Source organism: Nitrosomonas communis (genome assembly GCF_024102715.1).
In the GTDB taxonomy this organism is placed as follows: domain Bacteria; phylum Pseudomonadota; class Gammaproteobacteria; order Burkholderiales; family Nitrosomonadaceae; genus Nitrosomonas; species Nitrosomonas communis_B.
In genome coordinates this window covers 1-7,916 of record NZ_JAGFJM010000069.1, presented here as the reverse complement: position 1 = coordinate 7,916, position 7,916 = coordinate 1, and the positions used below count along the sequence as shown (strand labels likewise).

General features: G+C 48.6%; 7 protein-coding genes. 6 read left to right on the top strand and 1 reads right to left on the bottom strand.

Features of this window, described 5'->3' with window-relative positions:
• Window positions 1-7 precede the first annotated feature (7 nt).
• From recQ to hflC, 4 genes are all read left to right on the top strand, one after another.
• Window positions 8-1,858 (top strand): DNA helicase RecQ, encoded by a 1,851-nt coding sequence (gene recQ, locus J5I83_RS06505; protein WP_304054316.1) that lies wholly within the window; start codon window positions 8-10, stop codon window positions 1,856-1,858.
• Window positions 1,859-1,973: 115 nt separating this feature from the next.
• A complete protein-coding gene (locus J5I83_RS06500; RefSeq protein ID WP_304054315.1) occupies window positions 1,974-2,528 on the top strand; it encodes an acyloxyacyl hydrolase in 555 nt (184 codons plus the stop codon).
• 114 nt (window positions 2,529-2,642) lie between these two features.
• The gene (gene hflK, locus J5I83_RS06495) at window positions 2,643-3,623 is read left to right on the top strand and encodes an FtsH protease activity modulator HflK (protein ID WP_304054314.1); all 981 of its coding nucleotides are present in this window, start codon (window positions 2,643-2,645) and stop codon (window positions 3,621-3,623) included.
• Window positions 3,620-4,585: a protease modulator HflC gene (gene hflC, locus J5I83_RS06490; protein WP_304054313.1), complete on the top strand. Its 966-nt coding sequence runs from the start codon at window positions 3,620-3,622 to the stop codon at window positions 4,583-4,585. Before hflK ends, hflC begins: the two co-directional genes overlap by 4 nt.
• 98 nt (window positions 4,586-4,683) lie before the next feature.
• Here the strand turns inward: hflC and J5I83_RS06485 are convergent, their stop codons facing one another.
• Entirely contained in the window at window positions 4,684-5,280 is a 597-nt protein-coding gene (locus J5I83_RS06485) for an HNH endonuclease family protein (RefSeq protein ID WP_304054312.1), read from the bottom strand.
• A 223-nt stretch (window positions 5,281-5,503) separates the two neighbouring features.
• Between J5I83_RS06485 and J5I83_RS06480 the strand changes: the two genes are divergently transcribed.
• The gene (locus J5I83_RS06480; RefSeq protein ID WP_304054311.1) at window positions 5,504-6,265 is read left to right on the top strand and encodes a hypothetical protein; all 762 of its coding nucleotides are present in this window, start codon (window positions 5,504-5,506) and stop codon (window positions 6,263-6,265) included.
• Window positions 6,266-6,779: 514 nt separating this feature from the next.
• Window positions 6,780-7,367 carry a hypothetical protein gene (locus J5I83_RS06475; protein WP_304054309.1) on the top strand — a complete coding sequence of 196 codons (588 nt, stop codon included), beginning with the start codon at window positions 6,780-6,782 and terminating at the stop codon, window positions 7,365-7,367.
• Window positions 7,368-7,916 lie beyond the last annotated feature (549 nt).

Here is a 7,916-nt window from a genome sequence, read left to right as displayed (position 1 = left end):
TCAAATGATGTCCCTTCCAGCCCCTGAACAAATCCTGCATGATGTTTTTGGTTACTCAGCCTTTCGCGGTGAACAACAATATATTGTCGAGCATGTTGCTGCCGGAGGCGATGCGCTGGTACTGATGCCGACCGGCGGCGGCAAATCTCTCTGCTACCAACTGCCAGCCTTGCTGCGGCCAGGAGTCGGAATCGTGGTGTCACCCCTGATCGCATTGATGCAGGACCAGGTAGAAACGCTTAATCAACTTGGCGTGCAAGCCGAGTTTCTGAATTCCAGTCTCGATGCCCGGGCAGCGCGAGAAGTATCCAATCGGTTGCTGCATGGTGAACTCAAGCTACTATATGTCGCGCCCGAACGGCTGTTGACAGAAGGTTTCTTGGCTATGCTGGAACGCTTGCAGGAACGCAATGGTCTGGCGCTGTTTGCTATTGACGAAGCGCATTGTGTCTCGCAATGGGGCCATGATTTTCGTCCGGAGTACCGTGAACTGACAGTACTGCACCAACGTTTTCCAGCCGTGCCGCGCATCGCGTTGACGGCCACTGCCGATGCACCCACACGGGCAGAAATTGTTGACCGTCTAGCGCTGGAAAATGCGCGGCAGTTTATCGCGAGTTTTGACCGCCCCAATATCTGCTATCGTGTTGCCATCAAAAACAATCCACGCCAGCAGCTGCAAGCCTTCCTTGAAGCCGAGCATACTAACGATGCCGGTATTGTCTATTGCCTGTCGCGCAAAAAAGTGGAGGAAAACGCGGTCTGGCTGAAAGCACGTGGCTGGGATGTATTGCCCTATCATGCTGGCCTTGACACCGCCACGCGCAACCAGCACCAGCGTAGATTTCTGCGCGAGGAAGGAGTCATCATGGTGGCTACCGTGGCCTTTGGCATGGGCATCGACAAGCCTAACGTACGCTTTGTGGCGCACCTCGATTTGCCTAAGAGCATGGAAAGCTATTACCAGGAAACCGGCCGTGCCGGCCGCGACGGCCTGCCCGCCAATGCCTGGATGGTTTATGGTTTGGGCGATGTGGTCTCGATGCGACAGATGCTTGATGCGGGCGATGCGCCAGAAGAGCGCAAGCGTGTTGAACGGCAAAAACTCGATGCCCTGCTGGGTTTTTGCGAATCCACCACGTGCCGACATCAAACGATCCTGCGCTATTTTGGCGAAGCGCATCCTGGCAATTGTGGCCAATGCGACAACTGTCTCAACCCGGTGGATACCTGGGATGCAACCGAGGCAGCGCGCATGGCACTGTCCTGTGTCTACCGCACGGGACAACGCTTTGGCGCCGGTCACCTGATTGATGTGTTGCTGGGTAAAAACACACCGCAAGTAGAAAGATTTCAGCATCAGCAACTCAGCACTTTCGGTATCGGCAAGGCATTAACAGCGCAACAATGGAGCAGCGTTTACCGGCAACTGGTTGCAGTCGGTTTGCTGCAAGTACAGATGGAAGCTTATGGTGGGCTGAGCCTGACTGAAGAAGCGCGCCCGCTTCTGCGCGGGGAAACCAAGTTATGGCTGCGCCGCGACAACGAAGCTGGCAGGCGTGCCATCAGCCGCACCGAACGCGTCTCGCGCGCCCGCGAGGCTTTTGCCGGTGCTAAAGAAGACCCGCTATGGCATGCACTCAAAGCCATGCGCCTGCAACTGGCTCGCGAGCAGGGTGTCCCCCCCTATGTGATCTTTCACGATAGCACGCTGCTGGAGATTCTCAATCATCGCCCTGCCAACCTCACCGAGCTGGGGCGTATCAGCGGCGTAGGCCAGGCTAAATTGGCGCGTTATGGTGATCAGTTCCTGAAGGTGTTGGAGGATGCGGTGAATGGGGAAGTTGATTTGAGATGAATTGAAGGATTCGGTGAGGTCTATAAAAAAATTTTTCATCAAAGATGGATAGACCAAGTATCTCGTCTGTTGTTAAATTACCGTTACAGGAATTTTGGGGGATATCAATCTGATCATGCGCACTCGAATTATTGGCATATTGGTTTTTAGCCTGGCTTGCACAATGACATCTGTGGGCTATGCAGAGGAGCGGAAGACGCTTGCCTGGTTGCACGAGGTCAAGTTCGGCATACTTCATCATGATACCGGCGGTTTGTGGAGCGGTTTCAGTCGTGAAAGTGGCGTTGATTTCAATCTGGAAGCCATCTTTTCGCCACATGTCAATTTTCTCGGTGGAGCCTTTCGCCCTGCTTTTGGCGGCTCAGCGAATACCGCGGGAGATACCTCCAAACTGTACACCGATATTCGTTGGCAATACGAGCATGCAAGCGGTATGTTTTTTGGTATTGGCGTTGGCGCAGCAATTCACAATGGCAAGCTTCATCTTGTGCGCGACGATCGTAAGGCCTTGGGATCACGGGTACTGTTTCACATCCCGATTGAAATCGGCTATCGCCTCGGCGCCAGGACTTCGTTATCGGTCTACTTTGATCATGTTTCTAATGCCTATCTGGCTGATGACAATGAAGGCATGGACACCTTAGGTGGGCGTTTCGGTTACCGATTTTAGCTTTCCGATTTAATAACAGTACGCTCACTCCTTCTTTTGTCCAGAAGGGAGTAGATGCAGCTAGACTCTTCAATGCTGGTCAAATCCATTACTCTTGTTAATGGGAGGCTGTAAATGAACGGTTTTAAATCGGTTTTAGCGCGTATTGTAAGTACTCTGCCAATTTCCCCGCTGCTGATAATGCTGGGTATCATGCTGCTTATCGTGGCACTGACTTCTTCGTTTTATACCATTCCGGCCGAATCGGAGGGTATAGTGCTTCGCTTTGGCAAATATATCGAAAAAGTGCCATCTGGCTTACACGTCAAATTGCCGTTTGAAATCGATACCGTTATCCCGGTACCGACGCAGCGGCAGCAGAAACTGGAATTCGGTTTTGCAACACCTGGCTTTACTAACCCCGATCAGGCCAGTGATAAGCCTGAACTCGAAAAATCAATGGTGACGGGTGATCTGAATTCTGCGCTGATGGAATGGATCGTGCAGTACCGCATTACCGATCCCGAAAAATACCTTTTCGATGTGCGCAATCCGGGCCTGACTTTACGGGATATAGCCGAGGCAGTCATGCGGGAGGTGGTAGGCGATCGTACTGTCGATGAAATCATTACTATCGGGCGGCAAGAGATTGAGGAAACGGCATTAGTGCGTACCCGCCTGCTAGCGGAGCGCTATCAGCTGGGTATGACCATTAACCAGGTGCAGTTGAAAAATGTCAATCCACCGGAACCGGTGCAACCTTCTTTTAATGAAGTTAATCGTGCCCAGCAGGATCGGGAGAATGCCATTAATTTGGCAAACGGTGAGTACAACAAAGCAGTACCACGTGCACGCGGTGAAGCTGATCAGAAAATACGCGCAGCCGAGGGCTATCGCTTTAAACGCATCAATGAAGCCGAAGGGGATGTGGCTGCCTTCAATCTATTGCTGGAACAATACCTCAAAGCCCCGGAGATAACGCGTACCCGTATTTATCTTGAGACCTTGAGTGATGTATTACCACAGGCCAGGCAGCAAATTATCGTTGACGATACGGTTAAGCAGATTCTACCCATGTTGCCTTTTCCATCCAAACCAGTGGAGATGCCCCAATGAATCAGTCGATAAAAAACTTAGCGTTAATCCTGGCCCTAGTGATTTTGGCAGCCATGTCCACCTATACGATCAATCAGACTGAACAGGTCATCATTACCCAGTTTGGCAAACCGGTGGGTGATCCTATCACGGCCCCTGGATTACATTTCAAACTGCCTTTTATTCAACGGGTGAACAGTTTTGACAAACGCTATCTGGCCTGGGATGGACCGATGGTGGAAATGTCGACCAAGGATAAAACCTATGTGCAGGTGGATACTTTTGCCCGCTGGCGGATTACCGAGCCAATGCGTTATTATTTGCGACTGAGGGATGAACGGAGCGCCCAGTCACGTTTGGAGGATATCTTGGGCAGCGAAACCCGTACAGCTATCGCGCGACATGAACTCATCGAAGTGGTGCGCTCGGATAAAGATCGGCAACCGCTGCAGGATGAAAGTCTAGGTTCTTTAACAGGCACAGGCACACTCGGTCTATTACGGCAGATCAAAGTAGGTCGTGCTGCTATCGAGAAAGAAGTGTTTGAGGCAGCCGCACCCAAATTGGCAGAGTTTGGCATTGAATTGCTCGATGTTCGTTTCAAGCGTATTAATTACAATCAGCAGGTACTGGAACGCATCTATCAACGGATGATCAGTGAACGGCTGCAAATTGCGCAGCGTTTCCGTTCGGAAGGTGAAGGAGAGGCAGCACGTATCAACGGTAACAAGCAACGCGACATTCATGAAATCGAATCGAGCGCTTACAAACGTGTTCAGGAAATCCGCGGTGAGGCTGATGCCAAGGCTTCAGAAATCTACGCCAAGGCTTATGCGCAGAAACCTGAAGCAGCCGAATTTTATAAATTTATCAAGAGTATGGAAACCTATCGGAAGATTATTAATGCCGATGCTACGCTGGTACTTTCAACCGATAGCGAGCTGTTTGCATTGCTTAAACGAATTGAGCAGAAAGAGCATTAAATTCAATTAACTGTGTTTGTTTACTCATTGTATTTCAAAATTCGGTTTTCATCCTTTCTCATATTGAAGGTGTCATAATTGAAATTAATCAATGATTTCTATCGGCAGGTTTTGGCTAATGAGTTCAAGGCGTATTGTTCCTGTTTAGTAGAAAGCAATCTGTATTTCTGCTTAATATATTTCCACCGTATTCCATACTCACACCAATAGGCTTTTCGCGGCGGCAACCATTCATGGGGTGCTTTATCTGATTTAGCCTGATTAACTTTGTCACTGACCACGACGAGATTGTCATAGTCATTGGCAAATTTCCTGCGTTGCGCTTTGGTCCAGTTTGCAGCGCCATGGCGATGAGCATGGGCGAGGGGAACGATATGATCGATATCCACACTTGAGGCTTTGGTAAATATCTTACCGGTATAGACGCCAAGCCACTGCCCATATGTAACTGTGCAACGACGGGAATCTTTGAATTTAACAGGGATTGTACTCGTCGCAATCAATAATTCTTGACGAGTGTTCTGGCAATCACCATCGGAGTCTATCCAGTGAGGCCAATCTTTTCGCTTATAGGGTTTGCTAGAGAGGGGAGTTTCAACTTCCTGGGGGTAACGCTCCACCTGCTTATCTGTGGCACAACCATGCAGCATTACCAGAATGGGTATAAACAGGATTAACAGTAAGATATTTCTCATGAATCAAAATTAGGCTATTTTTGGGGGTGCCTATTTTGGGGGATAAGATCAGATTTGAATAGACTTGAATACCCTCTGTGTTAGACCATCGTGGCCGACCCACGGGGTGGGTGAGATTTTAAGTGAAGGGATTTCAAGCATGTTTGTGGTAAATTCAAGTTCATCAGTCACCGTGCCATGGTCAGTACATGGCAAACGTTAGCCTGTAGTACATTTTTCCATAATGAAAATTTCAACGAATATTACAAACAAAGGAATAACAATTAGAATTGGTGAAGAAGCACAGGAGCGCTTGACACTGTCACCTTCAGCAAACCAAGAAAATCCGAAGTGCTATTATGTTTATGGTCATTACGACAAGCAAGGCGTTCCTTTCTATATCGGGAAAGGAACCAAGCGCCGTGCTTGGGACGAAGATCGACATTCTCTTTGGCATCGATACGTCCAAAAACATCTCAATGGAGAGTACACAGTCGTTATTCTGGTAGATGATCTTAACTCTGCACAGGCCGAGGAATTAGAAAGCGAGTGGGTAGCGCAAGAGTCAGAAACGTTGTTAAATTGGGTAAATTTCAGTCGAAAAACAGACTTTTCCGCCCTAAACACCTTCCACAAGTTGTGTAATGCTAATCAGGAGTTATTGGGAGCGGCCCGAGAACAAGAGCAGTCAAATCCAGATGAAGCAATAAAATTATATTTTAAGGCATTAGCAAATATCGAAGCTTACGCCACTATACAACCGAAAATGGGCTTGGTTGGTCAACTCATCGACGAAGAACGAAAAGAAAACGGTATTAACGGAGAATTGCCCATCCTAGATCGGCTGACACTGTGCCTAATTCGTGCGAACCGACAAACAGAGGCGTCAGAATTAACAAGACAATACTTTGCAATGTACCGCGCTGATGAAGAACTTAGTGCTGCGATACGAATAAAGATGCGAGTAAGAAAAGGCGATAAAAAAGAATGGCTAGCTAGCGCGTAAACTTGCGCAATACTTCAGTATTTCAGGGTCTGATATTTGACACAGATAAGTAAGTATTTTGATGTGAACGTCGCGATCGTGAGCCAAATACTCAAATGGGCTGAAAAGGAGATGGTGGAAATAACAATTATAGACCTGGCCCCTCTCGTCCTCATTCGTTTCACCGATCCACTCAACTTGCTGCAATTAACATAGCAGTCTCCGATCCTTAATCTTGAGGAATATCCCCGTTTTGATTGAGGAGACGAAGATGATAACATTGCGTGAGCAGCTGAACGATACCACGCATCAAAAGGGGTCGCGGAAAAAGAGTTCAGGGCCTAGAATAAAAAGTTTATATTCTCACTTTCATGCATCCATTTTCTTTATTCTCGACCTGACTCAGATATTGGACCCAGATATTTACTGTATTGCTCCTTCATTTTGATAAGCGTAAATTTAAACTAGAAATAGTCTGAAGTTCTAATTCTTTTTAATTTCACGTATTTATCCACAAACCTTAGAGGATGCTATCATGTTGAAAAAAAGAATTTATTTTTCCTATACACTCATCGCACGGCAGGGAAGACGGGCCATGAGCCACGTCTGGCGCCTGGGGCTAGCTTTGCTGGTCGCACTACAAGTACTCCTCGTTGTGCCTGCTGTGGCGGTCGCTGAGTGGCGCATAGTGCCTACCACCGCTTTCGTTGGCCTCACCGAGGATCTCACGCTGATCAAAACGCTTGGTGCTATGCAGATCATGTCCGGAACGGGAAGCGACCAGCTCTGGGTCCATCAACACATTCCTGTCGTCGAGGGCGATGTTATCGACGCGATCTTAGTCTGCTACCGGACCTTCGCTTTTGCCCCCGGTGACCGGCCGCCATTCGTCACGGCCATACAACTCACGGAAACCCTTTTCCCGGAGGGCAGCACGACCCGGCACTTTGACCCTACCGACCTGACCGCTGTCGAGGATACCTGCTACGTCTCGTCAGTGCCTGACTACGCGCCTGCTGGCGCCGTAAATCTCGCGCTGCAAGTGAATTTCAACGCCTTCGATCCCCCGGGAGGGGGTGACGGCATCATCTATATCGGAGCCGTAGCCATCCACGTGAAGTGACGAAAGCCAGTGAATGGCCGTGCCCGCGCACCGGCAATGTCCTCAGGGTCGCAACGTCCTCAGGACCAGAACAGGGGACAGACCACGGTTCTTGGCTATGTGAGAAACAATTGCTGGATTCTGGTTCTACAACTTTGCGAGAAAGTCGGGGTCTAGATTCACGGCGCACAGTAATGCACGAGAGGGGCAGGGTCTAGATCTACAGCACGCAGTAACCTATTAACACAAATGAAACACCTATTCTAGACCAGACCCAGTAATCTTGAAGCCTGTTCAATGTGATCTAGTTCACTACCGTTTGACAGCTTGTTCTAACAAGTGATTCTGATTTTGCTATTTGAGGAGTTAGACGATATGTTTATTAAAGATTGCTCACGGCAGGACTTATTATGGTCAATTCAGGTACTATCTGACTTCGCCCACTCAAAAGATGCTGCCTCCTAATGCAAAGACTTTGGGGTCAAGCCTTACATTTTACATTTTCACCCTCTTCTTTCAGCCCATTTGAGTATTTGGCTCACGATAACGCTGCTCACATCAAAATATTTA